General features: G+C 38.4%; 30 protein-coding genes and 4 pseudogenes. 26 read left to right on the top strand and 8 right to left on the bottom strand.

Features of this window, described 5'->3' with window-relative positions; all coding sequences use genetic code 11:
* The first annotated feature begins 33 nt into the window (after positions 1 to 33).
* From cysE to rpsI, 11 genes are all read left to right on the top strand, one after another.
* Positions 34 to 654 (top strand): serine O-acetyltransferase, encoded by a 621-nt coding sequence (cysE, locus tag HMPREF1517_RS04935; protein WP_014633706.1) that lies wholly within the window; start codon positions 34 to 36, stop codon positions 652 to 654.
* Between the two features lie 376 nt (positions 655 to 1,030).
* A complete protein-coding gene (cysS, locus tag HMPREF1517_RS04930) occupies positions 1,031 to 2,374 on the top strand; it encodes a cysteine--tRNA ligase (RefSeq protein ID WP_037599745.1) in 1,344 nt (447 codons plus the stop codon).
* Positions 2,367 to 2,768, top strand: coding sequence for a Mini-ribonuclease 3 (locus HMPREF1517_RS04925; RefSeq protein WP_037599742.1), 402 nt, complete (start codon positions 2,367 to 2,369; stop codon positions 2,766 to 2,768). Before cysS ends, HMPREF1517_RS04925 begins: the two co-directional genes overlap by 8 nt.
* A 288-nt stretch (positions 2,769 to 3,056) precedes the next feature.
* The gene (locus tag HMPREF1517_RS04920; protein ID WP_037599739.1) at positions 3,057 to 4,730 is read left to right on the top strand and encodes a hypothetical protein; all 1,674 of its coding nucleotides are present in this window, start codon (positions 3,057 to 3,059) and stop codon (positions 4,728 to 4,730) included.
* A 47-nt stretch (positions 4,731 to 4,777) separates the two neighbouring features.
* A complete protein-coding gene (gene rlmB, locus HMPREF1517_RS04915) occupies positions 4,778 to 5,521 on the top strand; it encodes a 23S rRNA (guanosine(2251)-2'-O)-methyltransferase RlmB (protein ID WP_037599736.1) in 744 nt (247 codons plus the stop codon).
* Between the two features lie 2 nt (positions 5,522 to 5,523).
* A complete protein-coding gene (locus HMPREF1517_RS04910; RefSeq protein ID WP_002889631.1) occupies positions 5,524 to 6,039 on the top strand; it encodes an NYN domain-containing protein in 516 nt (171 codons plus the stop codon).
* A gap of 8 nt (positions 6,040 to 6,047) precedes the next feature.
* On the top strand, positions 6,048 to 6,908 hold the full coding sequence (locus HMPREF1517_RS04905) for a DegV family protein (RefSeq protein ID WP_037599733.1): 861 nt from the start codon (positions 6,048 to 6,050) through the stop codon (positions 6,906 to 6,908).
* A 151-nt stretch (positions 6,909 to 7,059) separates the two neighbouring features.
* Complete coding sequence (locus HMPREF1517_RS04900) at positions 7,060 to 7,530, top strand: hypothetical protein (RefSeq protein ID WP_037599730.1); 471 nt, start codon at positions 7,060 to 7,062, stop codon at positions 7,528 to 7,530.
* A gap of 9 nt (positions 7,531 to 7,539) precedes the next feature.
* Positions 7,540 to 7,740 carry a helix-turn-helix transcriptional regulator gene (locus tag HMPREF1517_RS04895; protein ID WP_002886373.1) on the top strand — a complete coding sequence of 67 codons (201 nt, stop codon included), beginning with the start codon at positions 7,540 to 7,542 and terminating at the stop codon, positions 7,738 to 7,740.
* Between the two features lie 250 nt (positions 7,741 to 7,990).
* Positions 7,991 to 8,437 carry a 50S ribosomal protein L13 gene (gene rplM / locus HMPREF1517_RS04890; protein ID WP_002886374.1) on the top strand — a complete coding sequence of 149 codons (447 nt, stop codon included), beginning with the start codon at positions 7,991 to 7,993 and terminating at the stop codon, positions 8,435 to 8,437.
* Between the two features lie 27 nt (positions 8,438 to 8,464).
* Positions 8,465 to 8,857: a 30S ribosomal protein S9 gene (gene rpsI, locus HMPREF1517_RS04885; protein ID WP_002888293.1), complete on the top strand. Its 393-nt coding sequence runs from the start codon at positions 8,465 to 8,467 to the stop codon at positions 8,855 to 8,857.
* Positions 8,858 to 9,152: 295 nt separating this feature from the next.
* Here the strand turns inward: rpsI and HMPREF1517_RS04880 are convergent.
* From HMPREF1517_RS04880 to HMPREF1517_RS04845, 8 genes and pseudogenes are all read right to left on the bottom strand, one after another.
* Positions 9,153 to 10,361, bottom strand: a pseudogene (locus tag HMPREF1517_RS04880) (tyrosine-type recombinase/integrase).
* Positions 10,362 to 10,371: 10 nt separating this feature from the next.
* Positions 10,372 to 10,645 (bottom strand): annotated as a pseudogene (locus HMPREF1517_RS04875) (helix-turn-helix domain-containing protein).
* 53 nt (positions 10,646 to 10,698) lie between these two features.
* Positions 10,699 to 11,841 carry a YcjF family protein gene (locus tag HMPREF1517_RS04870; protein ID WP_002889646.1) on the bottom strand — a complete coding sequence of 381 codons (1,143 nt, stop codon included), beginning with the start codon at positions 11,839 to 11,841 and terminating at the stop codon, positions 10,699 to 10,701.
* Between the two features lie 20 nt (positions 11,842 to 11,861).
* Positions 11,862 to 12,065: a hypothetical protein gene (locus tag HMPREF1517_RS04865; RefSeq protein WP_037599726.1), complete on the bottom strand. Its 204-nt coding sequence runs from the start codon at positions 12,063 to 12,065 to the stop codon at positions 11,862 to 11,864.
* 79 nt (positions 12,066 to 12,144) lie between these two features.
* Positions 12,145 to 12,363 (bottom strand): annotated as a pseudogene (locus HMPREF1517_RS10560) (CHAP domain-containing protein); the annotation flags it as partial.
* Positions 12,364 to 12,511: 148 nt separating this feature from the next.
* Positions 12,512 to 13,078: pseudogene (locus HMPREF1517_RS04855) on the bottom strand (replication initiation factor domain-containing protein); the annotation flags it as partial.
* A 24-nt stretch (positions 13,079 to 13,102) separates the two neighbouring features.
* Entirely contained in the window at positions 13,103 to 13,837 is a 735-nt protein-coding gene (locus HMPREF1517_RS04850; RefSeq protein WP_037599723.1) for an HAD family hydrolase, read from the bottom strand.
* A gap of 4 nt (positions 13,838 to 13,841) precedes the next feature.
* Positions 13,842 to 14,609 carry a DeoR/GlpR family DNA-binding transcription regulator gene (locus tag HMPREF1517_RS04845; RefSeq protein WP_002889651.1) on the bottom strand — a complete coding sequence of 256 codons (768 nt, stop codon included), beginning with the start codon at positions 14,607 to 14,609 and terminating at the stop codon, positions 13,842 to 13,844.
* Positions 14,610 to 15,089: 480 nt separating this feature from the next.
* On the opposite strand from HMPREF1517_RS04845, the gene lacA reads away from it, so the two are divergent.
* The 15 genes from lacA to HMPREF1517_RS04775 all read left to right on the top strand — a co-directional run bounded on the left by lacA (position 15,090) and on the right by HMPREF1517_RS04775 (position 26,461).
* Positions 15,090 to 15,515 (top strand): galactose-6-phosphate isomerase subunit LacA, encoded by a 426-nt coding sequence (gene lacA / locus HMPREF1517_RS04840; RefSeq protein WP_002290555.1) that lies wholly within the window; start codon positions 15,090 to 15,092, stop codon positions 15,513 to 15,515.
* 16 nt (positions 15,516 to 15,531) lie between these two features.
* Positions 15,532 to 16,047: a galactose-6-phosphate isomerase subunit LacB gene (lacB, locus tag HMPREF1517_RS04835; RefSeq protein ID WP_002889666.1), complete on the top strand. Its 516-nt coding sequence runs from the start codon at positions 15,532 to 15,534 to the stop codon at positions 16,045 to 16,047.
* A gap of 123 nt (positions 16,048 to 16,170) precedes the next feature.
* The gene (lacD, locus tag HMPREF1517_RS04830) at positions 16,171 to 17,151 is read left to right on the top strand and encodes a tagatose-bisphosphate aldolase (protein WP_002889668.1); all 981 of its coding nucleotides are present in this window, start codon (positions 16,171 to 16,173) and stop codon (positions 17,149 to 17,151) included.
* A 27-nt stretch (positions 17,152 to 17,178) separates the two neighbouring features.
* Positions 17,179 to 17,496 carry a PTS lactose/cellobiose transporter subunit IIA gene (locus HMPREF1517_RS04825; protein WP_002889669.1) on the top strand — a complete coding sequence of 106 codons (318 nt, stop codon included), beginning with the start codon at positions 17,179 to 17,181 and terminating at the stop codon, positions 17,494 to 17,496.
* Positions 17,496 to 19,202: a lactose-specific PTS transporter subunit EIIC gene (locus tag HMPREF1517_RS04820; protein ID WP_037599720.1), complete on the top strand. Its 1,707-nt coding sequence runs from the start codon at positions 17,496 to 17,498 to the stop codon at positions 19,200 to 19,202. Before HMPREF1517_RS04825 ends, HMPREF1517_RS04820 begins: the two co-directional genes overlap by 1 nt.
* Before the next feature lie 137 nt (positions 19,203 to 19,339).
* Entirely contained in the window at positions 19,340 to 20,746 is a 1,407-nt protein-coding gene (lacG, locus tag HMPREF1517_RS04815; RefSeq protein ID WP_037599718.1) for a 6-phospho-beta-galactosidase, read from the top strand.
* Complete coding sequence (locus HMPREF1517_RS10250) at positions 20,746 to 21,018, top strand: DUF3884 family protein (RefSeq protein ID WP_073686143.1); 273 nt, start codon at positions 20,746 to 20,748, stop codon at positions 21,016 to 21,018. The genes lacG and HMPREF1517_RS10250 overlap by 1 nt, the downstream gene beginning before the upstream one ends.
* A gap of 20 nt (positions 21,019 to 21,038) precedes the next feature.
* Positions 21,039 to 21,938: an aldose 1-epimerase family protein gene (locus HMPREF1517_RS04810; RefSeq protein WP_002889672.1), complete on the top strand. Its 900-nt coding sequence runs from the start codon at positions 21,039 to 21,041 to the stop codon at positions 21,936 to 21,938.
* Between the two features lie 465 nt (positions 21,939 to 22,403).
* On the top strand, positions 22,404 to 23,072 hold the full coding sequence (locus tag HMPREF1517_RS04805; protein WP_014677709.1) for an ArsR/SmtB family transcription factor: 669 nt from the start codon (positions 22,404 to 22,406) through the stop codon (positions 23,070 to 23,072).
* 306 nt (positions 23,073 to 23,378) lie between these two features.
* On the top strand, positions 23,379 to 23,693 hold the full coding sequence (trxA, locus tag HMPREF1517_RS04800; protein ID WP_002889674.1) for a thioredoxin: 315 nt from the start codon (positions 23,379 to 23,381) through the stop codon (positions 23,691 to 23,693).
* Positions 23,694 to 23,701: 8 nt separating this feature from the next.
* The gene (trxB, locus tag HMPREF1517_RS04795) at positions 23,702 to 24,625 is read left to right on the top strand and encodes a thioredoxin-disulfide reductase (protein WP_002889675.1); all 924 of its coding nucleotides are present in this window, start codon (positions 23,702 to 23,704) and stop codon (positions 24,623 to 24,625) included.
* Positions 24,622 to 24,888, top strand: a complete 267-nt coding sequence (locus HMPREF1517_RS04790) for a hypothetical protein (protein ID WP_002889677.1) — start codon at positions 24,622 to 24,624, stop codon at positions 24,886 to 24,888. The genes trxB and HMPREF1517_RS04790 overlap by 4 nt, the downstream gene beginning before the upstream one ends.
* Positions 24,889 to 25,068 carry a type Z 30S ribosomal protein S14 gene (locus HMPREF1517_RS04785; protein ID WP_014677714.1) on the top strand — a complete coding sequence of 60 codons (180 nt, stop codon included), beginning with the start codon at positions 24,889 to 24,891 and terminating at the stop codon, positions 25,066 to 25,068. It begins immediately after the preceding gene.
* A 19-nt stretch (positions 25,069 to 25,087) separates the two neighbouring features.
* Positions 25,088 to 25,738 (top strand): DsbA family oxidoreductase, encoded by a 651-nt coding sequence (locus HMPREF1517_RS04780; protein WP_037599715.1) that lies wholly within the window; start codon positions 25,088 to 25,090, stop codon positions 25,736 to 25,738.
* A gap of 159 nt (positions 25,739 to 25,897) precedes the next feature.
* Positions 25,898 to 26,461: a TMEM175 family protein gene (locus tag HMPREF1517_RS04775; protein ID WP_037599713.1), complete on the top strand. Its 564-nt coding sequence runs from the start codon at positions 25,898 to 25,900 to the stop codon at positions 26,459 to 26,461.
* Positions 26,462 to 26,660 lie beyond the last annotated feature (199 nt).

The following is a 26,660-nucleotide window of genomic DNA, read 5'->3' as shown; positions in this document are numbered from 1 at the left end:
ATAATAGCAATAATGATGTAAGGAGTGACCTAAATGGGTTGGTGGAAAGAAAGTATTGATATAGTAAAGAAAAATGACCCAGCAGCTCGGACGAGTCTGGAGGTTCTTTTAACCTACCCTGGATTAAAAGCCTTGGCTGCTCATCGTATCTCACATTTTCTCTGGCGCCACCATTGTCGACTCTTAGCGCGTATGCATAGTCAGTTTTGGCGCTTCTGGACTCAAATCGAGATTCACCCAGGGGCTCAGATTGCTGAAGGTGTTTTCATTGACCATGGCTCAGGCCTTGTCATTGGTGAGACAGCTGTTGTGGAGAAGGGTGCTATGCTTTACCACGGTGTCACTTTAGGTGGTACTGGTAAAGATGTCGGAAAACGTCACCCAACCGTTCGTGAGGGTGCCTTGGTTTCAGCCCATGCTCAGGTCATAGGCCCTATTGAGATTGGAAAGAACTCTAAGGTCGGTGCGGCAGCTGTGGTTGTTGCGGATGTCCCAGAAGATGTTACAGTCGTTGGTGTTCCTGCTAAGGTTGTGCGTGTTCATGGTCAAAAGGACGAAGAAGTTATCCACGATATTGAAGAAGGACGTGAATACTATAGCGAAAAACTAGAAGACCTTCTAAAAGCAGCTAGCTTCCACTCATCACGCCTATAAGGAAAGGAAACGATGAAACTCTTTAGTTCAAAGGTGACTCGATTGACGGTCGTGGGCCCTCTTGCCCTTGTTTACATTGCTTTACATAGAGCAGACTATAGCATGGCAGCCTTGTGGTTTTGCATTGCTCTTTTATGGGGTGGTCTTGTTTTTAAGCAACGTCACAAGTAATACTTGAGTTATGAAAAATTTATTCAAAAACAATCCTTTTTTGGTCTTCTATATAGTTGGGAGTTTCCTTTCAGCTATGTCTCTCTTGGCTCAAGGTCAGCTAGTTGCGGCTATATGGATTATCATTCTTGTGATACTCTTGTGTTTATACCTAAACCATATCAAGGATAAAAAATAGTTTCCAGTTAATTGAAAGGAATCTCTAGTGATTAAAATTTATGATACGATGACGCGTTCGCTCCGTGATTTTGTACCTTTGACAGAAAATGTTGTCAATATGTATGTCTGCGGACCAACAGTTTACAATTATATTCATATCGGAAATGCCCGTTCAGCAGTAGCTTTTGATACTATTCGTCGTTATTTTGAGTATTGTGGCTACACAGTCAACTATATTTCTAACTTTACGGATGTAGATGATAAGATCATCAAGGCAGCCAATGAAGCTGGTATTTCAACTAAAGAATTGTCGGATAAGTTTATCGCAGCTTTTATGGAAGATACTGCACAGCTTGGCATTAAACCAGCGACACAAAATCCTCGTGTTATTAACTACATGGATGAAATCATTGCATTTGTGTCAACCTTGGTTGACAAAGGATTCGCCTATGTCTCTGAAGGTGATGTTTACTTCCGAGTAGCTAAGTCAAACAACTATGCTAAATTAGCTAACAAGACTTTGGAAGATCTTGAAATTGGTGCAAGCGGACGTACGGATGCTGAAACAGAACGTAAGGAGAATCCTCTGGATTTTGCCCTTTGGAAAGCTGCCAAAGAGGGAGAAGTTTCTTGGGACAGCCCGTGGGGACCTGGTCGTCCTGGTTGGCACATCGAATGTTCAGTTATGGCGACTGAAATCCTTGGAGATACCATTGACATCCATGGTGGAGGGGCAGACCTTGAGTTTCCACACCATACCAATGAAATTGCTCAATCAGAAGCCAAAACTGGCAAGACCTTCGCCAACTACTGGATGCACAACGGTTTTGTCAATGTGGACAATGAGAAAATGTCAAAATCCTTAGGTAACTTTGTAACGGTTCATGATATGCTTAAGACAGTCGATGGTCAAGTGCTTCGCTTCTTCCTAGCAACACAACAGTACCGTAAGCCAATTAACTTTACTGAAAAAGCTATTCATGATGCTGAAGTCAATCTTAAGTATTTGAAAAACACCCACAGTCTTCCCTTGACAGATCAGGTGAATCAAGATGAGTTGCAAACTTATCTTGAAGCCTTCCAAGAAGCTATGGATGATGACTTTAATACAGCGAATGGTGTGACTGTTCTGTTTGACATGGCCAAATGGATTAATTCAGGCAATTATGACCAAACCGTTAAGGATGCTTTTGAAAAAATGCTCCAAGTCTTCGGTATTGTTTTCGAAGAAGAAGTTCTTGATGAAGATATCGAAAAACTCATTGAAGAGCGTCAAGCAGCGCGGGCCAACAAAGACTTTGCGACAGCAGACCGCATTCGCGATGAATTAGTTGCTCAAGGTATCAAACTTCTTGATACCAAGGATGGTGTGAGGTGGACACGTGACTAAACACCTTGATGTCAACCTTATTAATGGTATTGCTCTCGCTTTTGAGGGAGATGCTGTTTATTCCTTGTACATTCGCCGTCACCTGATTTTTCAAGGTCAGACCAAGCCAAATCAATTGCACCGTCTAGCTACACGCTATGTGTCGGCAAAGGCGCAAGCTAGTCTCATTGAAAAAATGCTAGAGCAAGAGCTTTTGACTGAAAAAGAGCTAGATATCTATAAACGAGGTCGTAATGCGAATAGCCATACCAAGGCTAAAAATACAGATGTCATTACCTACAAAATGTCAACAGGCTTCGAAGCAGTCATGGGCTATCTTCATATGACCGAGGATATTGCTCGCTTAGAGGAACTTATTGATTGGTGTATTGACGAAGTTGAAAAAGAAATCTAAAAATTCTGCCGAGAGCAGGATTTTTTGTTATTTAAAGGCTATAAAAATTGTGACAATTAGTTGAAGCTTCAAAATTTAGATTATTTGATAATCAAAGTAATTCAGCGATTTGACAATAAAAATTAAGATGAAACTAATATTTAGTACCTTGAAAATGAGAAAGTTAAGGGATGTCTAACACGTGTAAAACCCCGATATTATAGCTTTTTTAATAAAACTAATTTGACAGAAAGTAAAAAAAAAGTCTATAATATTAATAAATGAGGCCATCTAAAAATGAGGAGGTGAATGGAAATAGCTAAGAAAAAAGTTTTCTATACAACTTTTGCTGCTTTGATTTTATCTAGCTTTACGCTTCAAACAGGTAAAGCAGATGAAGTTCAGGTAAAATCTGATGAAGCTAAAATAGATTATGTTAATAGTGAGGCACCGACTCCAGTTGCTCCTCAAGCTGATCTTTCATCGGTAGGAGCTAAGGCAGAGCCAGCGAGTCAAGTAAGTTCAGTAGTGACCTCAACGTCACTGATGGTTGTCTCTTCAAGTGAGACAGATGAGGGGCTTCTTGAGGTACATTCTCAAGTTAATATCGTGGAGACTAGCGTTTCTACGACTTCATCTCATTCAGAAGAGGCTCGTGCCCAAGCTTTTGGTGAGGATCGATCAGTAGCGGCGTCTGAACGAGGAGATGCAAACTCAACATCTGATTCTGAACAAGCAAAACCAAATATTGTGCTTACTTATGATAAGTCTCGTGAGGCTACAGCGACTGCAGAGTCTCAAGCTGTAACTTCAATGTATAAGAGTGAAAGCACACTATATACATCCGAACTTGCTGGAAATACACATGATGTTATTGAAAAATCAGAGTATTCTTCACTGGATTCTCATACGACATCTGTAAGTGCGACTCCTACTAGCCAAGCTATTGCAACTTCTGAAGTCGCTTCTGAGTCTGCAAGTACTGCAAGCTCTCTTGCATCTACGGCTCCAGAAACGAGTCAGTTAAATAATAATTCAGAAGATAGCTTAACTGTCCTCACGATTGGTTGGAAAGATTCATCATCAACTTCTGAGGTCTTTGAAACTTCTGAAGTGGTTTCTATGTTGCAAAGTGAGAGTTTGACCTATTCGTCAGAGGTAACCTTTACGGATGGACTCATTTCAGAAATCTTAGCGACTCCAATCACTTCTGAAGTTTACACCGTTGTTCCAAAACGAGACAGTACTGGAGCGCTTCTTGAAGATCAACCTGCTGTTACAGGGAATACAGACATTCTTTATTTAGCACGTGGTGAAATCTTTAACGTCAATTTTGATGTTAACAAGATGGAAGGTAAGAAGATTAAGGGGCTTAATCTAGTCCTTGATGGTAAACAAATTCATCATAGTTACTTTGTTGAAGGAACTTTGGATGAGGTCAATGCTGGTTTGAGTGCCTACCATTTGGCAGAACAAACGACTGGTATTCATAAAATGACCTTTGAGTTGATTGATACGAATAACAATATTCATTACCTGACACAGACTTTTAGCGTCTTCAATGAAGGCGAGCGTCCAGTGACACCTGATAGTTACCGTAGGAATCAGTATTCATCAACGACAACAACGACTGTACCGGTTACTTATAATACCAGTGCAAATAACTATACTGAGACCGCCAATCATATACAAGCTACGGCTGTTAATGAGTTGGCTGAGACAACTAGAGCGTTAACACAGCAATTAGCAGAACAAATTGCTGAGGTTTTGAGTGGTTGGTCTTCAGCGATTTCTGGAAATAGTTCAACAAGCACAGGTTCAATTGATATCTTCCAAGCAGCAGGTAAAACCATTACTCAAGCTGCGAGAAAGATTGCAGAATCAATCTCAGATCCAGATACAATTGGTAAGCAAGCTTTGGCTGCTGCAACTGTTGTTCTAGTTCTCCTAGTGCTTTATCTAGCAGCAATTACATTTATTTAACATGCTTTGCCCTCGTAAGAGGGCTTTTTTTATGATAGAATTAGCTTATGAAAACAACTAAAGAATCAAGTCTAGACATTGTTTATGGTGTGCACGCCGTAACAGAGAGTCTAGAAGCAAATACTGGTAATAAACTCTATATTCAAGATGATCTTCGAGGGAAAAATGTTGATGCCATTAAGGCCTTGGCAGCTGAAAAGAAGGTTTCCATCTCTTGGACACCTAAGAAAACCTTGTCTGATATGACAGGTGGGGCTGTGCATCAAGGTTTTGTTCTTCGTGTGTCAGAGTTCGCTTATTCTGAGCTCTCAGTTATTATGGATAAGGCTGAGCAAGAGGAGAATCCTCTAGTCCTCATTTTAGATGGACTTAACGACCCTCATAACTTTGGTTCTATCCTACGTACAGCTGATGCTACTCAGGTGACAGGAGTTATTATTCCTAAGCATCGTGCTGTGGGGGTAACACCTGTCGTTGCCAAGACATCAACAGGGGCCGTGGAGCATATTCCCATTGCCCGAGTGACTAATCTTAGCCAAACTCTTGATAAGCTTAAAGAAGCAGGCTTCTGGGTGTTTGGAACGGATATGGATGGGACCCCATCTCATAAATGGAATACAGCTGGAAAGGTTGGCCTTATCATTGGTAATGAAGGTAAGGGAATCTCTGCTAACATCAAGAAACAAGTGGATGAGATGATTACTATACCCATGAGTGGTCATGTGCAGAGCCTTAATGCCAGTGTGGCAGCAGCAGTTCTCATGTATGAAGTTTATCGAAACCGATTGTAACTATGAAAAAAAGAATACTTCTGGTTGATGGTTATAATATGATTGCCTTTTGGCAAGAAACCCGTCAACTCTTTAAGACCAATCAGCTTGATGAAGCTCGTGAAACATTGCTTCGTAAGCTCAATCATTATGCTAACTTTGAACATATTGATATTATCTGTGTGTTTGATGCCCAGTTTGTTCCAGGGAGTCGTCAGCGTTATGATCAGTATCGTATCAGTGTTATTTTTACTGAGGAAGATGAGACAGCAGATAGCTATATTGAGCGCGCAGCGGCTGAGATGAATACTGTTCAAAATCTAGTTGAAGTAGCAACTAGTGACTTAAATGAACAGTGGGCTATCTTTTCACAAGGAGCTTTACGTGTTTCGGCGCGTGAGTTGGAAGAGCGTGTCAATACAGTAAAGTCTGACTTAGACAAGATGTCGGCACATATTGACTTAAAGACACCAAAACTACGTCCATGGGACGATGCACAATTAGGGAAATTACAGGACCTTTTAAATGAAATAGAATAGAGGGACATATGACATTTAACATTTTGACAGATTCTACAGCAGATCTAGATGAAAAATGGGCTCAGGAGAATAAGGTAGAGCTCGTTGGTTTGACCATTACGCTTGATGATATTGCCTATGAAACCGTTGGTCCTAACCGTTTAACGAGTGACCGTCTCTTAGAACGTATGCAGGAAGGCAGTCAGCCGACTACTAGCCAAGTGAATGTTGGTCAATTTGAAGAGGTTTTTCGTCGTCACGCCAAAAATGGTGATGCCCTTCTTTATATTGCCTTTTCATCAGTGCTTTCAGGTACTTATCAAAGTGCTGTTATGGCGCGTGACATGATTTTGGATGAATACCCAGAAGCTGTCATTGAGATTGTAGATACTCTAGCAGCAGCAGGTGGAGAAGGCTATCTCTCTATTTTGGCGGCAGAAGCTCGTGACCAAGGTAAGAGCTTATCTGAAACGAAAGCCATGATTGAGGACATTCTGCCACGTTTACGGACTTATTTCTTAGTTGATGATCTCTACCATCTCATGCGTGGGGGACGTCTCTCAAAGAGCTCAGCTATTATTGGTAGTTTGATTAATATTAAACCTCTCCTTTGGTTAGATGCTTCAGGCAAGTTGGTTCCTTTGGCTAAAATCCGTGGACGTAAAAAAGCCATTAAAGAAATGGTCCTACAAGCTACTCAGGATATTGAACATAGCACAGCAATTGTCGCTTATGCCAATGATATTGAAGCTGCGGAGAATCTAAAAGAACAATTGTTAGCAGTTGACGACATTGAGCAAGTTCTCATTATGCCACTTGGGCCAGTCATCTCTACCCACGTCGGACCAGATACCTTGGCCGTCTTTACGATTGGTAAAGAAGTTAGATAGAAAAAGTGTCAGATAGGATTTCCTATCTGATTTTTGTTTTCTGAAATGATAGATTAATAGAATATAAAAAGATAATATATACAAAATGAATGATATATTTGACATAACGTAAAATAATGCTATAATGAATCTAGAAAATGGAGGAAACAAAATGAAGAAGTCAAAGAAAAAAGTAGCTAGCACGATGGATGAACGTGCTCAGTTGATCAGCGGAGAATCTTCTGCTAGAGGTTATTGGATAGCCATGCTTGGTATGTTTGTAACGATTATGGTTGCTAGTAAGACACACTCCGTCGAATTAGTGCAGTCACTATTAATCATCACTTTCTTTGGTTCTATGTGCCTAGTATTAGTTCACAGCGTATCACGTAATGGGCATCCATGGTTGCTAGACAAAAAACTTGAGAAGAAAGTATTAATATTTTCCTGGGTAATGTTGCTTGGTGGAACTTTTGTATCGTTAATATATCTACTAATTTTAGTACAGTCGTTTAGATTGGGTAAGAATCTTATAGGAAGTGTAACAGCTTTGACATCGAGTTTGATTTTATGCTATGAAGGATGGGCTATCATTAAAAGAATCAAGAAGAACCGTTTGGAAGAACTAGAAGACGAAGAATAGGATTTTTGAATGAAAAATTTAAAAATGAAGTCAGCGCGTGTAGCAAAGGATCTCACTCAACAGGGGTTGGCAGATGCTATAGGAGTCTCTCGTCAGACTATCTCAGCTATTGAAAAGGGAGACTACAACCCGACTATAAATCTGTGTATTGCTATCTGCAAAACTCTGGACAAAACTTTAGACCAGCTTTTTTGGGAATCTGAGGATTAATTTGTACCCCCTTAGAGGTTAATTAGGTATGATTTCTAGTCTTCCACCTTATAAAATTAGAGACTAAAAAAATACAAAAAATAAAAGAAAAACACCTCCAAATGACTTGCCTTGGACGTGTTTTTTTGATATTATGTTAAACGGTATTGTTTACCCCATTTGAAAGGCCCCGGAACCTTCCAAATACTTTTCGATGGGAAGGAACACCCATCACTCGTAAACAAAAATCGAACTATATATAGGAGAAATCATGAACAAAACAACATTTATGGCTAAACCAGGCCAAGTTGAACGTAAATGGTATGTCGTTGACGCAACTGATGTACCACTTGGACGTCTTTCTGCAGTAGTTGCTAGCGTACTTCGCGGAAAAAACAAACCAACTTTCACACCACACACTGATACAGGTGACTTCGTAATTGTTATCAATGCTGAAAAAGTTAAATTGACTGGTAAAAAAGCAACTGATAAGATCTACTACACTCACTCAATGTATCCAGGTGGATTGAAACAAATCTCAGCAGGTGAACTTCGTTCTAAAAATGCTGTTCGTTTGATTGAAAAATCAGTTAAAGGTATGCTTCCACACAACACTCTTGGACGCGCACAAGGTATGAAATTGAAAGTCTTCGTTGGCGGTGAGCACACTCACGCTGCACAACAACCAGAAGTACTTGATATCTCAGGACTTATCTAATTCTAAGAGGAAAGGAGCACTAATATAATGGCACAAGCACAATATGCAGGTACAGGACGCCGTAAAAACGCCGTTGCACGCGTACGTTTGGTTCCAGGTACTGGTAAAATCACAGTTAACAAAAAAGATGTAGAAGAATACATCCCACACGCAGACCTTCGTCTCGTTATCAACCAACCTTTCGCAGTTACTTCAACTGAAGGTTCATACGACGTACACGTTAACGTTGTAGGTGGTGGATACGCTGGTCAATCAGGTGCGATCCGTCACGGTATCGCTCGTGCACTTCTTCAAGTAGACCCAGACTTCCGCGATTCATTGAAACGCGCTGGACTTCTTACTCGTGATGCACGTATGGTTGAACGTAAGAAACCAGGTCTTAAGAAAGCTCGTAAAGCTAGCCAGTTCTCTAAACGTTAATTCGTTACTGGACAGCAGAGTACAAACGAAAACACTTTGCAACTTGCAAGGTGTTTTTTTGTATGAGAATTGGCGGTGCGCAATTAGGATAGCTCTAGCGACTTTAGTCGCATAGAGATATGCTATGCATAGTTGCCCCAAGAAAATAAGCGAAGCGATATTTGATTGGATGGCAACCACTGCACTCAAAACGTTAATCAATACGATTATATCAACGTTTCAAGACATTCAAGAGTTATCTCTTGGATGTCTTTTTTTATCAAAAAATCTATAGTTTCCCTGAAATTTCCCTGACCTAATTTTTAAGATTCCTAAATGCAATTTCACCAACAGTTTGATTTACTATATCTTTAGTATTAACATAAGTCTTTGTAATTTCTTTGTCACTATGAGTTAAGGCTTCAGAAATTACTTCAAGTGGAACTCCAGCTTGTTTTGCGAGTGTCGCACCAGTATGTCTTAGTTTGTGTGGGGAAGCTGGTGCTAGTTCAGAGTGCCTGCGTCTGGCTGATTTCATTCTATAATTCAGATAATCTATATGGAGTGGTAAGTTAATATTGTTTGAACGATCATTATAGGTGAAAACAAACTGTTTTTGATTTTGTCGAAGACCAAATAGCTTAAGTTCTTCTTGTTGCTTCACTTTCCAATTTGCTAATAATTCCATCAATTCAATTGGAGCCTTAAAGAGAGTTTTTTTATTACCTTTTGTTGATTTTATATTACCAAAACGGTCTAACGCCTGTTCTATGAGTATTTCTCCAGTAGAAAAATTAATGTGTTTCCATTGTAGAGCATAGCTTTCTGATTTTCTATCAGATAAAAAGAATGTCGTATAAAAGAGAGTGTAGTCTTTTAGGTCAATAAGTCCTTTCTCTAAATCTGTGTCAAAAGCTTGTAGCCATAATTTCAGCTCTTCTTTATCGAGAGAAAGATCCTCCTCTCTTTTGCTCTCTCTAAGGAGAATCTTTCTATTAGCTTTAATTCTACTGATTGTTTTTCGGAGTTTATTTGATGGAATATATTCAAGTTCCTCAGCCCAATCAAATACGGAGTTAACATAGCTTCTAATCACTTTGAAATTAGCATAGCTATTTGCTTTGGGAGTGAGTAGTGAAAGAATAAGTTGTTTATTATTATTTAGGTATTCAATGGAATATTTACCTAGAATAGGTAAGATATGTAGTCTGAATATGTTTTCTGTTTGAAAAATAGTCGCCTTTGTTGGTGGTTTAATTGTAGTTGTGGTTTGACCTGCCTTGTAAGGTTCTAACCAAATTTGTTTATAAAAGTTCTCAAAAGTGATTTCTTCCTTTTTATCAACAGGAAGATTATTTCTTGCTTTTTCTATATTCACTGCAAATTTAAGTTCAGCTTCCCTAGCCTCCCTTTTTGTTTTAAAACGCTTTTCATAATATTGTCCCAGACCCAGTTTCCCTTAAATATCAGTGGGAACATAGAGTTTTAATTGATAGGTTCCATTTTTCGTTTTCTTAATAGCCATTTTAATCTCCCTATGCGCTGATTTCTAATCTTGTCATCCACTGATTGATACTTTCCTTATTGAAACGAATAGATTTTCCAATTCGGATATAGGGTAGCCCCATTGCAATCCAAATATCAAGTGTATTATTAGAGATTCCAAGGTAGTTACAAGTCTGTTTTTTTGTTTAGAAAAGGGCTGTCAGCCCCAATATCTTCTTTAAAATGATGAATTTCGTTCTTTATTAGTGTTGCAATCATTTGCTGAATTTCTTGAGTTTGTTCTTCTGGTAATTGTACTAGCATATATTATTCTCCTTTTAAAAGTAAAAAACCAAGGTTTCATTTTACCTTGGTCGTTATTTTTTCTTTTGAACTGATAGCTGTTCTTTAAAAAGTTTATTCATTTTTTTCTGTCCCTCAGAAGAGTTGAGAGTATCTTTGTTGATTTCCCCTTTATAAATTTGTTCCATTAGAAGTAAGTATGCTTCACCTAAAGCAGTAGTGATAAGACCAGCGGTTGTACCAGAAATAGCTCCACCAACACCGGTACCAATACCTGGGAAAAATTTCAATATATTAGAGACAATAGTTTTACCGATTAATGTAGCACTACCAGATCCTAAAGTGGATGTTACGAAAGCTGTTAGGAAAGCTTTATTTATTTCGAGTCCAAATATTACAGTAATCGCACTAATCATAGCAACTTGAGTTGGCACTAGTAAAAATGCATCAGCAAAGGGGATTGGAGCGAAACCTTCTCCAAAACTTGCTGTTACCGCTGTTGCAATAGCAGCCCTAGCATGTTTTTTTTTTGCTTCTAGAGATACTTTTTGAATATTTTGTAGTGTATCTTGAAGCTCGGAAGGTAATACTTCAGACATTACATTTATTAAGGTATCCAGCCCAAAGGATTTCGCAACATATTCTTCATCAAAATCCATGTCCTGAGCAAGAATTGGTACAACCTTACAAATATCAAGGTTTTCTTGTTCTACATGATTTTTCATTTCCAAAGCTTTTTTTCTTGGAACAGATTGTGTGAGTACCACGATTATTGGGACTTTGGAGTTTTTATTTTTTTCAGAGAACTCCTTTAGCCACTCTACCTCAGAACTATCAAAGGTACGGTTTGCTCCTACATTAATGCAGTACCAAATACAGTGGATTGTTTTGTTGATGTCATTAGAGGAGTAACCTTCGCTTATTAATTTTATTACTTCATCTTTTACGTTGTCTTGTTGGTCAGAAGAAAGTTCGAAACCGGGAGTGTCATAAATGGAGAGAGGATAGTCACTCTTAACAATTTTTCTGATTTCTTGTGTTACTGGTCTACCTAGACCGGTATCAGCAAAGTCACCTCTAAACAAACTGTTAATGAGTGTACTTTTTCCTACCCCAGATTTACCAATAACTATTATGTTAAGCTGTTTTAGATTATTTATTTTATCATTAATTGCATTAATACATTGTTGAGCAATACTATCTGTATCAATCTGCATTGATTTCTTCCTTTATATACTTATTTTTTTTTGACTAGTTCATCTTCCCATGAGACACTATAGTGCTGTCGATTATTTATCTCTACTTGTTTTTTATATAAATAATTAGTGGTTTTTTTCAAGACTTTCGGTAATAACGTTGTAGAAACTATTATTGCTCCAGTTCCTATAATGTACTTCATTTTAGATTTTTTTTTAATTGGTTTCGAATTTTTCTTTGACATAATATTTCTCACTAAATTTAAGTTTTGAAGTAATTATATCATATAAAACATTAAAATTGCTACAAAATTTCAACATTATTCAACTATCTTTATTTCCCATAACATAAGTAAATTGTTTTGCTGTTTCTGCATCAAAAGTGCGGTAGCTAACGACTCCTAGGCCTTTGACGTTTGATTCAGAGATAAGGATGGAGCAATCTGATTTGACTTGTTCCACAAAGGCGATGTGGCTATAGGTTGGATCTGCTCCAGCTTGTCCTGGGCTAAAAGATAGTGCGGAGTGCTCGGTGGGGGTATTCCCAGAAAAGAGGTCTTCACAAATGGTGGTTAGGGTATCTATGCCACCACGTTCACGAACAGTGTTTAAGGTACTTAGTCCACCAGACCAGGCTTTAAAGTTGTTCAGTGAATTGATTTCGACTTTGTATTCCATAGGGATTTCCTTTCTAGTGTTCATAGTGTTTATTGGTTTTGAGGAGTCTTAAGATAGTCTCCCCACGATCGGTGATTTCACCGCTATTTTGAATCATCTTCATGTATTCTGTTCGCATGATTTTGTCTGCTTCAGAAACGAGTGCAAGAGAGTTTGCGACTTGGTAGGTTAACCAGCGAATGGTTCGTTCGATACTGTAGGGTTGTGGACTGGTTGAGAGTTTTAGGGGTTCAACCCCTCCAAATAGCCTTTGCCATTTTTCATCGGGCTTATAGGCTCCAAAACGGGTGACACCATCATAGATTTGGATTTCCTTATTCACGATACCTCGTGCAATTTCTCCCAAGTCTACACCGTTGATGTATTCCTCCACAACGCCTTGGGCTTTCTGGTCTGAAAAGCGTAGCTCGTAGCGGTTCCAGATACCAAAAATCTCCAAGGATTCTTCCAAGGAGATATTTTCCATACGGGCGATTTCGTATCGCTTTTCATAAAAGTTGAAGTAGAGCTGACTTTGTCGGCTCCCAAAGTAAAGGGAAGGACCGTGATTGGCTTCCATATCCTCGTTATCGGTGAAGGAGCATGATATTTCATGATTTTAGATCTATTTGAAGTCATGATTAATATCAAATAAACCAAGAACTAAATCTCGAAGCTCACTTGCACTAAAGACCTCATAAGCAGGCATTTCTTCTTTCTCTTTTGCTATCTGTCTGTTTCGATGGTTGAACCAGATAGGATGCCATCCAGCGTTATAACTTCCTTCGATATCGTTGATAAAGGTATCCCCAATGTATAGGCTTTCTGAAGGTAAGAAATTTAACTTTTTGGCAGTATAGTCAAAGATTTCTTGTTGAGGTTTGCTATACCCTGTGGTCTGACTAATAATGATTTTTTTCTTTTCAAAATATTGATAGGCACCAATAAGTTGGAGTTTTCGACTCTGTAAGTCAACAGGGCCATTAGTTAGAATACCGATTGGGATGTGGTTTTCATGTAGAGCCAGCAGTAGTTGATGTATCTCAGGAATCATTGTAATCTGATCGAGTTCATATTCATAGTCAGCTTGGAAGTCTAGAGCTTCTGTCCTAGATATACTATCGATGCCAAATTCTTCCATAGTCTTCTGACAGCGAAAAATTCTAAGTTCCTCAATACTGATGAGTTTTTTCGTGTATTTAGGAAAAGCAACATCAGACCAATATCTAAAACGTTTGTAAATGTTATCTATTTGTTGGATATCAATCGTTGGAAAACATTTCTCAACGCTACGTTTAAAGGGGAGTTGATGGTCATAAAGAGTGTCATCAAGGTCAAAAACAATATTTTTATAAGTCATAATTCTAGTCCGCTTTTAAAATAGTAGTGTACTGGCTAAATTCCTCTAAGTGTTGAGGGCTAATCTGGCTATCTGTAATGATGGTATCGAGTTGATCTAGATTATAGAAGTTAAAGAAATCGTATCGATCGAATTTAGTACTGTCTACTAATAAGAATTTTTCTACAGCATTGTTTAGGGCAAGTTGTTGAATCACACCTTCCTTGTCACTATATGTAGCAATAGAATTATGGGTAACAGCATTTGCACTAACAAAAGCTTTGGCAAATCTCATTGCTTTTAAATTTGTCGAAGCCATTGAACCTACAAAAGCTCCAGTTACTTCTCTATATTCACCGCCAAGAAGCAATAAATCAATGGTTTCGCTATCATTTAGAATCAAGAACACAGGGAGACTATTTGTAATGACACGAATTTTATAACCTTTACGACCTTTCAATTCTAATGCCAGTTGTTCAAGTGTAGTTCCGGGTCCAATAAAAATAGTATCGCCATCTTTGATTAAAGAGCAGGCTTTTTTAGCAATGTCAATTTTTTCTTTTGTATTTAGACTTTTCTTCTCGATATGTGTCTTTTCAAGTGGCTTTTTAGAGGAAAGCAATTGTGCACCACCATGAGTACGTGTTAAAAGTCCATCAGCTTCTAGAGCATCAAGGTCTCTACGGGCTGTCATATCGGAAATATCTAGTTCATCTATTATTTCTTTTATGGTTATGGTCCCGTCAATCTTTAACATATCTAAAATTTTTTCTAATCGTCGTTTTTTGTTCATATGAGGACTCTTCTTTCATAAAGTAATTTTTTTTCAAAGATAATTCTCTTTTAATTGTATCATAAAAGACAATATTTTCAAGGCAAAACAAACAATTTCAAACAAAAAACAAACATTAGATGATGAAATAAGAACAGAGGGTTGACGTATATTAACTTAGGTCAGATTTTGTATAAGACGAAAATAAGGTAGGACCTCTTAATCAGTAAATTATAGAAAGTAAAAGACTTTTGTAATACTTGAATAGATATTTCACGTCCATTTTGTGATGGTTTAAATGAACAATAATTTAACGGTGTTATCTACTTTTAAAAAAGCAAACAAAAAAATAAACAAAAAATAAACAAAAAGTGTTGCTTTTTGTTTAGGTGTTTGGTATTATATAAACAAAGAAATGATGAAAACGTTATTTCGAACATTTTGCAAAATATTTTCTACTTCTACGTAGCATTTCTTTCTAAAATTTAGGAGGTAGTCAAAATGGCTATTGTTGTTGGTGCGGATCTCAAAGGTACGAGATTAAAAGATGTTGTGAAAAATTTTCTTGTAGAAGAAGGTTTTGAGGTAATTGATGTGACTAAGGACGGACAAGATTTTGTTGATGTTACCTTGGCAGTTGCCTCTGAAGTAAATAAAGATGAGCAAAACTTAGGTATTGTAATTGATGCTTATGGAGCTGGTCCATTCATGGTAGCAACTAAAATTAAAGGTATGGTTGCAGCAGAAGTTTCAGATGAACGCTCAGCTTATATGACACGTGGACATAACAATTCACGAATGATTACGGTTGGCGCTGAAATCGTCGGTGATGAGCTTGCTAAAAACATCGCTAAAGGTTTCGTCAATGGTAAATATGATGGCGGACGTCATCAAATCCGAGTAGATATGCTTAACAAGATGTGTTAAGAAAAGGAGTTAAGGAATGAGAATCGCAATTGGATGTGACCACATTGTCACAGATGAAAAAATGGCAGTATCAGAATTCTTGAAATCAAAAGGACATGAGGTCCTTGATTTCGGGACATATGACCACGTACGTACTCACTACCCTATCTATGGTAAAAAAGTCGGTGAAGCAGTAGTAAGTGGTCAAGCAGACTTGGGAGTATGTATCTGTGGTACAGGTGTCGGCATTAACAATGCAGTCAATAAAGTTCCAGGTGTTCGCTCAGCGTTGGTTCGTGATATGACATCAGCTATATATGCAAAAGAAGAGTTAAATGCGAATGTTATCGGTTTCGGTGGAATGATTACTGGTGGTCTTCTTATGAATGACATCATTGAAGCTTTCATTGAAGCAGAGTACAAGCCAACAGAAGAAAATAAAAAATTGATTGCAAAAATCGAACACGTTGAAACTCATAATGCACATCAAGCAGATGAAGATTTCTTTACAGAATTCCTTGAAAAATGGGACCGTGGTGAGTATCACGACTAGATAATAGATCTATAAATCTCATAATCAGATAAAATAATTAGTTGAAAATTTTTACGTATAAACTAGAGAAATTCATCTTGTAAAAGAACTTAGTAAGAAAAGTATAAAAGAGGTATTTAAAAAATGGTACTTACAGAACAGAAACGCAAGTATTTGGAAAAACTTTCAGACGAAAATGGTATTATCTCAGCTTTGGCATTTGACCAACGTGGTGCTTTGAAACGTTTGATGGCACAATATCAAGATGCAGAGCCAACTGTAGCTCAAATGGAAGAACTGAAGGTTTTGGTTGCTGATGAACTTACAAAATATGCATCATCAATGTTGCTTGATCCTGAATACGGACTTCCAGCAACAAAAGCATTGGATAAAGAAGCTGGTCTTCTTCTTGCCTATGAAAAAACAGGTTATGATACATCAAGTACAAAACGTTTGCCTGACTGCTTGGATGTTTGGTCTGCAAAACGTATCAAAGAGCAAGGCGCTGATGCCGTTAAGTTCTTGCTTTACTATGATGTAGACAGCTCAGATGAACTTAACCAACAAAAACAAGCTTATATTGAACGTGTTGGTTCTGAATGTGTCGCTGAAGATATTCCTTTCTTCTTGGAAATCCTTGCTTATGATGAAGAAATCTCAGATGCAGGTTCTGTTGAATATGCAAAAGTGAAACCTCGCAAAGTCATTGAAGCGATGAAAGTTTTCTCTGATCCACGCTTTAACATTGATGTTCTTAAAGTAGAAGTACCAGTTAACGTTAAATATGTTGAAGGTTTTGCTGATGGTGAAGTGGTTTACAGTAAAGCTGAAGCTGCTGACTTCTTTAAAGCACAAGAAGAAGCAACTAACCTTCCATACATCTATCTAAGTGCAGGTGTGTCTGCTAAATTGTTCCAAGAAACATTGCAATTTGCTCACGACTCAGGTGCCAAGTTTAATGGTGTGCTTTGTGGACGTGCTACTTGGGCAGGATCTGTAGAACCTTACATCAAAGAAGGTGAAAAAGCAGCACGTGAGTGGTTGCGTACTACTGGATTCGAAAATATTGATGAACTTAACAAAGTTCTTGTTAAAACAGCTAGTCCATGGACTGATAAAGTATAGTAAAAACATAAAACGGAGGATATTGTTATGAACAGAGAAGAGATGACTCTTTTAGGGTTTGAAATTGTTGCCTACGCTGGCGACGCTCGCTCTAAACTTTTGGAAGCGCTTAAAGCAGCTGAAAATGGTGACTTCGCTAAGGCAGATAATCTTGTAGTAGAAGCAGGAACTTGCATTGCAGAGGCTCACAATTCTCAGACAGCTATGTTGGCTCGAGAAGCTTCTGGGGAAGAACTTCCATACAGTGTTACTATGATGCATGGTCAGGATCACTTGATGACTACGGTCTTGTTAAAAGATGTGATTTATCACCTTATCGAACTTTATAAAAGAGGAGCAAAATAATGCATAAACTCATTGAACTTATTGAGAAGGGGAAACCATTCTTTGAGAAAATCTCTCGAAACATCTATCTCCGTGCTATTCGTGATGGATTTATCGCTGGTATGCCAGTCATCCTTTTCTCATCAATCTTTATCTTGATTGCCTATGTGCCAAATGCTTGGGGCTTTCACTGGTCTAAAGGTGTTGAAACTTTCTTGATGACTCCTTATAGCTATTCAATGGGTATCCTAGCATTCTTTGTTGGTGGTACTACCGCTAAAGCTTTGACGGACTCGATGAACCGTGACCTACCTGCGACTAATCAAATTAACTTCTTGTCTACAATGCTAGCGTCTATGGTTGGTTTCCTTTTGATGGCAGCTGAACCTGCTAAAGAAGGAGGCTTCTTGACAGCCTTCATGGGTACAAAAGGTCTCTTGACAGCATTTATCGCAGCCTTTGTGACAGTTAATGTTTATAAAGTCTGTGTAAAAAATAATGTTACCATTCGTATGCCTGAAGAGGTTCCACCAAATATCTCTCAAGTATTTAAGGACTTGATTCCGTTCACTGTCTCAGTTGTTCTCCTATATGGACTTGAACTCCTTGTTAAGGGAACTCTTGGTGTAACTGTTGCAGAATCAATTGGTACCCTTCTTGCTCCTCTTTTCTCAGCTGCAGATGGTTACCTTGGAATTACTCTTATCTTTGGTGCTTATGCCTTCTTCTGGTTTGTTGGTATCCACGGTCCTTCAATTGTCGAACCAGCAATCGCTGCTATCACTTATGCCAATATCGATGCCAACTTGCATCTTATCCAAGCTGGACAACATGCAGATAAAGTTATCACTTCTGGTACTCAAATGTTTATTGTTACCATGGGTGGTACAGGAGCGACATTGATTGTTCCATTCTTGTTCATGTGGATTTGTAAATCAGAACGTAACCGTGCCATCGGACGTGCTTCAGTTGTTCCAACATTCTTTGGGGTTAACGAGCCAATCTTATTTGGTGCACCAATCGTATTGAATCCGATTTTCTTTGTACCGTTCATTTTAGCTCCGATTGTCAACGTTTGGATCTTTAAATTCTTTGTTGACACATTGAACATGAACTCATTCTCTGCCAACCTTCCATGGGTTACTCCTGGTCCGTTGGGAATTGTACTCGGTACTAACTTCCAAGTTCTATCATTTATCTTAGCCGGACTCTTGGTAGTTGTTGATACTATCATTTATTACCCATTTGTTAAGGTATACGATGAACAAATTCTTGAAGAAGAACGTTCTGGTAAAACAAACGATGCTCTTAAAGAAAAAGTAGCTGCAAACTTCAATACTGCTAAAGCAGATGCCGTTCTTGGAAAAGCAGGCGTTGCTAAAGAAGATGTAGCAGCAAACAATAATATCACAAAAGAAACTAATGTCCTTGTTCTTTGTGCAGGTGGAGGTACAAGTGGCTTGCTTGCCAATGCCTTGAACAAAGCAGCAGCAGAATACAATGTTCCAGTCAAAGCGGCAGCGGGTGGTTACGGTGCTCACCGTGAAATGTTGCCAGAGTTTGACTTGGTAATCTTGGCTCCACAGGTCGCTTCAAACTTCGATGATATGAAGGCTGAAACAGATAAATTGGGCATTAAACTTGCAAAAACTGAAGGAGCTCAATATATCAAATTGACACGTGACGGACAAGGTGCTCTTGCATTTGTTCAACAACAGTTTGATTAATAAATTTGTAAAAGTTATTTGAGACGAGATCACTCATTCCATTTCCTCAACACAGTGTTAACCATATCATTTCATTTCCTTGGTTTTCAGAACACAGAATCTCGTCTCAAATGCTTTTTTTGAAAGGACTTACACTTATGACTAAAACACTTCCTAAAGATTTTATTTTTGGTGGTGCTACAGCTGCTTATCAAGCAGAAGGTTCAACTCACACAGATGGTAAGGGCCCAGTAGCATGGGATAAGTATCTTGAAGATAATTATTGGTATACAGCAGAGCCTGCAAGTGATTTTTACCATAAATACCCAGTTGATTTAGAATTAGCTGAAGAATATGGTGTTAATGGTATTCGTATTTCTATTGCCTGGTCTCGTATTTTCCCAACGGGCTACGGCGAAGTAAACGAAAAAGGTGTTGAATTCTACCATAAACTATTTGCTGAATGCCACAAGCGTCATGTTGAACCATTTGTGACTTTGCATCATTTTGACACACCAGAAGCTCTTCATTCAAATGGAGATTTCTTAAACCGCGAAAATATAGAACACTTTGTAGATTATGCCGCTTTCTGTTTTGAAGAGTTTCCAGAAGTAAACTACTGGACAACTTTCAATGAAATTGGCCCAATTGGTGATGGTCAATACTTGGTTGGTAAATTCCCTCCAGGCATTCAATATGATCTTGCCAAAGTCTTCCAATCACACCACAACATGATGGTCTCTCATGCACGTGCTGTAAAATTGTATAAGGATAAAGGTTATAAAGGTGAAATTGGTGTTGTTCATGCTTTACCAACTAAATACCCTTATGATCCGGAAAATCCAGCAGATGTTCGTGCTGCTGAACTTGAAGACATCATCCATAACAAATTTATCTTGGATGCAACATATCTTGGGCACTATTCAGATAAAACGATGGAAGGTGTCAACCATATCCTAGCTGAGAATGGTGGAGAACTTGATCTTCGTGATGAAGACTTCCAAGCACTTGAAGCAGCTAAAGATTTGAATGATTTCCTTGGTATCAACTATTACATGAGTGATTGGATGCAAGCTTTTGATGGTGAGACTGAAATCATTCACAATGGTAAGGGTGAAAAAGGAAGCTCTAAGTACCAAATTAAGGGTGTTGGTCGTCGAGTAGCTCCTGACTATGTTCCACGCACAGACTGGGATTGGATTATTTATCCTGAAGGCTTGTATGACCAAATCATGCGAGTGAAAAATGATTATCCGAATTACAAGAAGATTTACATCACTGAAAACGGTCTCGGATACAAAGATGAGTTTGTAGATAATACTGTTTATGATGATGGTCGTATTGATTACGTGAAGCAACACTTGGAAGTTTTATCAGACGCGATTGCGGATGGTGCAAATGTTAAAGGTTACTTCATTTGGTCACTTATGGACGTTTTCTCATGGTCAAATGGTTATGAAAAACGTTATGGATTGTTCTATGTAGACTTTGATACGCAAGAACGCTATCCTAAGAAATCAGCACATTGGTATAAGAAAGTAGCAGAAACTCAAGTGATAGAGTAATATCACCTGAGAATGTAATAATTTGTTATCCGATTTTTAGATCAGGCTTTGAAAAGGTATATATTATTAATTTCGAAGATTGTCCTATAATTCCTGAGCTTGAAGCTACCTCACTACTAAAATGTAGTAACTGGTGTGTTTCACCTGGAAAAGAGTGGATTTGCCATTCTGATTTAGCATTATCCGAATTTGAATGGGAAGTTTTACAATTACTCGATGTAGCAATATGTGAGACTGTTCACTTCGAGGTAGATTATTTGCCTTTCCAATAACAAAAAGAAAGGAATTGACTGTGACTATCGAATTAAAAAACGAGTATCTTACGGTTCAGTTTAAAACACTTGGTGGTCAACTGACTTCGATTAAAGACAAAGATGGGTTAGAATATCTCTGGCAAGCTGATCCAGAGTATTGGAATGGACAGGCACCAATTCTATTTCCTATCTGTGGTAGTTTACGTAATGATTGGGCTATTTATAGACCTCAAGAAAGACCCTTTTTTACAGGTCTAATTCGTAGACATGGTTTTGTTCGAAAAGAAGAATTTACTCTTGAAGAAGTTAATGAAAATAGCGTGACTTTCAGTATTAAACCAAATGCTGAGATGCTTGATAATTACCTTTATCGGTTTGAACTAAGAGTTGTTTATACCTTAAATGGGAAATCCATTAGAACCGAGTTTCAGGTAACGAACTTGGAAACTGAAAAAACGATGCCTTACTTCATTGGAGCCCATCCAGCATTCAATTGTCCTTTAGTAGAAGGCGAAAAGTATGAGGACTATTCTCTTGAATTTAGTGAGGTTGAGTCTTGTTCGATACCAAAGAGTTTCCCTGAGACAGGGTTATTAGATTTACAAGATCGGACGCCATTTTTGGAAAACCAAAAGTCTCTTGATTTGGATTACTCACTTTTTTCTCATGACGCCATTACACTTGACCGACTGAAATCTCGCAGCGTGACACTTCGCTCGAGAAAGTCTGGTAAAGGTCTTCGAGTTGATTTTGATGATTTTCCAAACTTGATTCTGTGGTCTACAGCTAATAAAAGTCCATTCATTGCTTTGGAACCTTGGAGTGGTCTCTCCACTTCACTTGAAGAAGGTAATTTCTTAGAAGATAAAAGACAGGTAACGAAAATTTCACCTCAAGAAACTTCTAGAAAAACCTATGATATTACTATCCTTAATTAAAATTTGTTATTATTTGAGTCTTCAATAAGATTTGAATACTCTTACCTTGTGATGATAGAATGGTCTTCTCCGTGCCAGTCTTACATCGCAAGGTTTTTAAGTTTTTTGTGGGTCTATGTCAACTGTAGTTGGTGACGAAAAGCTAATATCTAAAGACAGTCTGGTAGTAAAAAAATAAGATTATTTACTACTTCTTGATTTAAAATAATAGTGAAGCCATTAATTTGTGGCAAATTTAATTTAATATTTTGCCTCAAATTAGCCACACTTTTTATAGAACTAAGAGGAATAATGAAGTTCTCTTCCTATTAATATTAGTAAATGTTAAGGATAAGTATTCTTTTTATTTTTTTGCGAATGTCGGCTTTTTTGCCACAAATGAGTATCAACATCTTTCGAATGGAATAGTTGACAACTGTTTTTAAGAATTATACTATTGAATTGAATAGATAAGGAGTTGATTTTATGCAAGAGACAATGATTGATTACAAACAAAATATTTACCAAGAGCTATCTCGCTTAACAAAGGGGCTAGGAAGTGAGAAGCGTCTTGATATTTTAAATATATTATCACAGGGACCAAAGACAGTTGAGGGAATTGCGCATGCGACGGGTCTCTCTGTTGCCAATACTTCGCGCCACCTTCAGGTTTTAAAAGAAAGTCACTTGGTGGTGACGAGTCGAAATGGTAATTTTATCCGTTATAGCTTGGCTTCTGAAAAGGTTGTCCAGTTAGTCCTTCTGTTATTTGCCGTCGGTGAAGAACAGTTAGCAGAAGTCAGAGCGATTGAGTCAGACTATGATGAGGCAGCTGGTGTTCCTCAGATTGAGCTCGCTAATGCAATTGAATTAGCAGCTAAGACAGATGCTCTCCTACTTGATTTAAGGCCTGTTGAGGAGTATGAGGCAGGGCACTTGCCAAAAGCTCTTAATTTACCAATCGATGAGTTTGATCAAAAAAAAGCTCAGCTTCCCAAAGAGAAGACCATCATTGTTTATTGTCGCGGGCGCCAATGTGGCTATGCTAACCTAGCAGCACAGGATTTACAGAGTTTAGGCTACAGTATCTATAGTCTCAATCGCAGTTTTGCTGATTGGAAGTGGGGTGCATCCTCTCGTTCAGAACTTGACTAAGGTGTATTCCTTAGTCTTTTCTTATAACCGGAGACTCGTGAGCAAAATCATTGCAAAATAGATTTAGTGTGCTATAATTCAATTATTCAATAAAAAAGTTGAATTTCTTTTTTACTCAATCTATTCAACAATTTCATTGAATTGTATCTTTGAAATACTTCTTATTTAGTATCTCAAAGGAACTAAGTGATACAAATTGGATTTTTAGAAGGGTTAAGTTAACCTTTTTGAAATTCATTCTTTTATTCTTATGATATTCAATTATATGATTGAATAGAAGCGATTTATTTTAGATAGGAGTTTTTTATGACGACACAACTAACAACCGAAACATTTGCGAAATCTATCCAAAATGGGGTAAGTTTTATCGATTTTGGGGCGCAGTGGTGCCCACCTTGTCGGATGATGGAGCCGGTAGTGGAAGAACTTTCACAGGACTTTGACGGAAAAGTAACGATTGCTCAGGTGGATGTGGACCAATCACAAGATCTGGCCAATCTCTTTGGCATTCGTTCTATCCCAACAATGGTGATTTTTAAAGATGGCAAACCCGTTGATGCTCTTGTTGGTGTTCATCCTAAACAAACATTGATAGAAAAAATCCAAGCACAGTTATCATGAGGTGATTTATGTATGATGCAATTATTGTAGGTTCAGGACCTGCAGGGTACACAGCTGGCATTTATTTAAGTCGAGCTGGTTTGAAAAATCGATTGATCACAGGCTATTCTGAGGGTGGTCAATTAACCACCACAACCCTCGTAGAAAATTATCCAGGTTTTGAAAACGGGATTGATGGCAATGAATTAGTCCAAACAATGCGCCGCCAAGCAGAACAGTTTGGCACCGAAATGACCTTTGGATTTGTTCAAAAAATTGAAGGCGAATCGTCTCCTTTCGAGGTACATCTGGATAATGGTGAAATCATTGATACCAAGGCCGTTATTATCGCAACAGGCTCTAGCGCTAAATACCTAGGGATTGAAGGCGAAGAAGAGGCTATCGGAAAAGGTGTCAGCGCTTGTGCGACCTGTGATGCTTTCTTCTATAAAGAGCGTGAAATCCTTGTAGTTGGCGGGGGTGATGTCGCTATGGAAGAAGCCCTCTATTTGACACGCTTTGCATCGAAAGTGACCGTTGTCCACCGTCGCAATGAGTTACGCGCATCTGATATTATGGCCAAACGGGCTCAGGCAAATGCTAAAATTCATTGGATGTTAAATTACACGCCTGTCAAAGTTGCATCTAATCTGATGGGAATGACTGGTTTGGATGTTCGTAATAATGAAACAGGTGATATTGAGCACATTCAGGCTGACGGTCTCTTTGTGGCCATTGGTCATCAGCCAAACACCGATTTTCTTGATGGAAAATTAGCATTGGATGATAAAGGCTATATTCAAACACAGGCAGGAACAGCAAAGACCTCTGTTGCAGGTATTTTTGCAGCTGGTGATGTGCAAGATCCAAAATACCAACAAGCCATTACTGCAGCAGGTAGCGGTGCCATTGCTGCCCTAGATACATTGGCCTATATTGATAACCTACGATGAAATCAGTCACGTCTAGTATCGAATTAGAAGAACTGTTAGCCAAACATCAAAATTTAGCTCTTCTTGTTTCAGGAAATCAATGCAGTCTATCGTCTCTTGGGCAAAAAGAACTCATAGACATGGCTGAACGAGAGCATTTGGTGCTTTACCAAGCAGATATTTTTCAAGTGCCCCGTCTTATTTCTTTATTTGGCATTCAGCCTACCCTGACGAGTTTATTAGTCTTTAAAAAGGGTCAATTGGTTGATAAGAAAGAGGTTTAAATGGCAAGAAAAGCTTTGATACAAAGGAAAAAGAAGGCCTATCCGGTTCAAGAATACTCACGCTGTTTGGCATGCGGCCGCCCGCATTCGGTTTACCGCAAGTTTAAACTTTGTCGGATTTGTTTACGCCAGCAAGTTTACCAAGGTGTCATTCCTGGGTTGAAAAAAGCTTCTTGGTAGTGGAAAGAAAGGAAGAAATATGGAAATTAGTTACTGGTCAGATATTGCCTGTCCATTTTGTTACATTGGTGCTAGTCGGATGAAGCGTGCTATGGCAGCTGTTGGTTTAAACCCGGAAGATTTGACAATGAAAGCTTACCAGCTAAATCCCAATGCGCCTTTAGAGACAAGTGAAACCATGCTCACAGAGTTTGCTGCCAGTCACGGTATGACCACTGAGCAAGCTAAAGCTCAGTTTGCGCACATGGAAAGCATGGGAAATGAAGAAGGGCTTCGTATTGATATGGCGGGGATTATCCCAACCAACACCTTTTCAGCTCACCGTCTTATTAAATGGTCGCAGAAGTATTTAGATAAAAAAGATCATCAAAATTTCATTATGGCCTTGTACTATCTTTACTTTGAAGAACATGTCAATATTGCAGATCATTCTGTGTTACTAGCTGTTATCAGTGAGTTCGCTCTACCACAAGAAGAGGCAGCGCAGGTTCTTGCTGGCGATGCGTTTGCTGACGAGGTCAAACGCGATATCTTAGAAGCCAATCAATCAGGCGTTCAAGGTGCACCTTTCTTTGTTCTGAACAATAAATATGGCATTTCAGGTGCTCAGCCTTATGAATACATGTTAGCGGTATTAAAACAAATTCAAGCAGAGGAAGGAGCACAATAAAATGATAGATACCCCTTTTCAACTACTAGACAGCAATTCAGAAGAGACAGGTTTAGTTTGTGGGATTGATGGCTGCAGCATAGAGTCCTCGACACAGCCGTTAGAAACTCACTCTCAGCCATTAGAAAAAAGCGAAAAAGCAGTCATTAGGAGGGCAGAATGGAAAAACAAAGGGTAGAAGCCTTGTCAGATGCTATATTGGCCATTATTGTCACAATTATGGCCTTGGAGTTACAGTTACCTGAGGAATTGACCGTAGTAGGACTTAGAAGCATGCTACCCATGCTTTTTATCTACATTACTAGTTTTTTGCAAATCATGGCAGTCTGGCTATATTATCATGAACTCTACAAATTAGTAGATCATGTCAGCTTTCGTTTATTTGGAGCCAATAGTTTTTGGCTTTTAACAGCTAGTTTTGTTCCCTTAGCGACTCGAGGGATTGGACAGCATTCCGCTAATTTTGCCTTTCTCCTGTTTTACCTCATCGTTCTTGCCCTTTGGGATGTAGCTTGGATAATCATGACAGCAATGGTGATCAAGACGAGTCAAAGACCGTTATCAGCTGAAGAAAAAAAGATACCTTATCGGTGGGCACTATTATATGGATTGCAGCTAGTGATCATATTATTAGTTGGTTATCTTTTTCCAAATCTCATTTCTCTTGCCCCGCTACTGATGATTGTTAATGTTATCTATGGTTTTTTAAGCAACAAATCTTGAGAAAGACTAAAAATAATGGCTAAATAGCATCGGTTATAAAAACCAGGTCTTAAGAAAGCTCGTAAAGTTTTACAATTCTCTAAACGTTAATTGTTACTAGACAGCAAATTATAATCGAAAGCGCTTTGCAACTTGCAAGGTGTTTTTTGTATGAGAATTGGCGGTGCGCAATTAGGATAGCTCTAGCGACTTTAGTCGC

Source organism: Streptococcus sp. ACS2, from assembly GCF_000525585.1.
Lineage (GTDB): Bacteria > Bacillota > Bacilli > Lactobacillales > Streptococcaceae > Streptococcus.
Note: the sequence above shows the minus strand (reverse complement) of the source record. Positions and strands in the feature narration are given on the sequence as shown.

Coding starts and splice junctions, on each gene's coding strand:
- lacB (WP_002889666.1), top strand. CDS start 15,532: ATGAGAATCGCAATTGGATGTGACCACATTGTCACAGATGAAAAAATG.
- HMPREF1517_RS04780 (WP_037599715.1), top strand. CDS start 25,088: ATGGAAATTAGTTACTGGTCAGATATTGCCTGTCCATTTTGTTACATT.
- rplM (WP_002886374.1), top strand. CDS start 7,991: ATGAACAAAACAACATTTATGGCTAAACCAGGCCAAGTTGAACGTAAA.
- rpsI (WP_002888293.1), top strand. CDS start 8,465: ATGGCACAAGCACAATATGCAGGTACAGGACGCCGTAAAAACGCCGTT.
- HMPREF1517_RS04905 (WP_037599733.1), top strand. CDS start 6,048: ATGACATTTAACATTTTGACAGATTCTACAGCAGATCTAGATGAAAAA.
- HMPREF1517_RS04790 (WP_002889677.1), top strand. CDS start 24,622: ATGAAATCAGTCACGTCTAGTATCGAATTAGAAGAACTGTTAGCCAAA.
- trxA (WP_002889674.1), top strand. CDS start 23,379: ATGACGACACAACTAACAACCGAAACATTTGCGAAATCTATCCAAAAT.
- HMPREF1517_RS04785 (WP_014677714.1), top strand. CDS start 24,889: ATGGCAAGAAAAGCTTTGATACAAAGGAAAAAGAAGGCCTATCCGGTT.
- lacG (WP_037599718.1), top strand. CDS start 19,340: ATGACTAAAACACTTCCTAAAGATTTTATTTTTGGTGGTGCTACAGCT.
- HMPREF1517_RS04850 (WP_037599723.1), bottom strand. CDS start 13,837: ATGACTTATAAAAATATTGTTTTTGACCTTGATGACACTCTTTATGAC.
- HMPREF1517_RS04895 (WP_002886373.1), top strand. CDS start 7,540: ATGAAAAATTTAAAAATGAAGTCAGCGCGTGTAGCAAAGGATCTCACT.
- HMPREF1517_RS04900 (WP_037599730.1), top strand. CDS start 7,060: ATGAAGAAGTCAAAGAAAAAAGTAGCTAGCACGATGGATGAACGTGCT.
- cysE (WP_014633706.1), top strand. CDS start 34: ATGGGTTGGTGGAAAGAAAGTATTGATATAGTAAAGAAAAATGACCCA.
- trxB (WP_002889675.1), top strand. CDS start 23,702: ATGTATGATGCAATTATTGTAGGTTCAGGACCTGCAGGGTACACAGCT.
- HMPREF1517_RS04820 (WP_037599720.1), top strand. CDS start 17,496: ATGCATAAACTCATTGAACTTATTGAGAAGGGGAAACCATTCTTTGAG.
- HMPREF1517_RS04845 (WP_002889651.1), bottom strand. CDS start 14,609: ATGAACAAAAAACGACGATTAGAAAAAATTTTAGATATGTTAAAGATT.
- HMPREF1517_RS04920 (WP_037599739.1), top strand. CDS start 3,057: ATGGAAATAGCTAAGAAAAAAGTTTTCTATACAACTTTTGCTGCTTTG.
- HMPREF1517_RS04805 (WP_014677709.1), top strand. CDS start 22,404: ATGCAAGAGACAATGATTGATTACAAACAAAATATTTACCAAGAGCTA.
- lacD (WP_002889668.1), top strand. CDS start 16,171: ATGGTACTTACAGAACAGAAACGCAAGTATTTGGAAAAACTTTCAGAC.
- HMPREF1517_RS04825 (WP_002889669.1), top strand. CDS start 17,179: ATGAACAGAGAAGAGATGACTCTTTTAGGGTTTGAAATTGTTGCCTAC.
- HMPREF1517_RS04865 (WP_037599726.1), bottom strand. CDS start 12,065: ATGTCAAAGAAAAATTCGAAACCAATTAAAAAAAAATCTAAAATGAAG.
- HMPREF1517_RS04910 (WP_002889631.1), top strand. CDS start 5,524: ATGAAAAAAAGAATACTTCTGGTTGATGGTTATAATATGATTGCCTTT.
- rlmB (WP_037599736.1), top strand. CDS start 4,778: ATGAAAACAACTAAAGAATCAAGTCTAGACATTGTTTATGGTGTGCAC.
- HMPREF1517_RS04870 (WP_002889646.1), bottom strand. CDS start 11,841: ATGCAGATTGATACAGATAGTATTGCTCAACAATGTATTAATGCAATT.
- lacA (WP_002290555.1), top strand. CDS start 15,090: ATGGCTATTGTTGTTGGTGCGGATCTCAAAGGTACGAGATTAAAAGAT.
- HMPREF1517_RS04775 (WP_037599713.1), top strand. CDS start 25,898: ATGGAAAAACAAAGGGTAGAAGCCTTGTCAGATGCTATATTGGCCATT.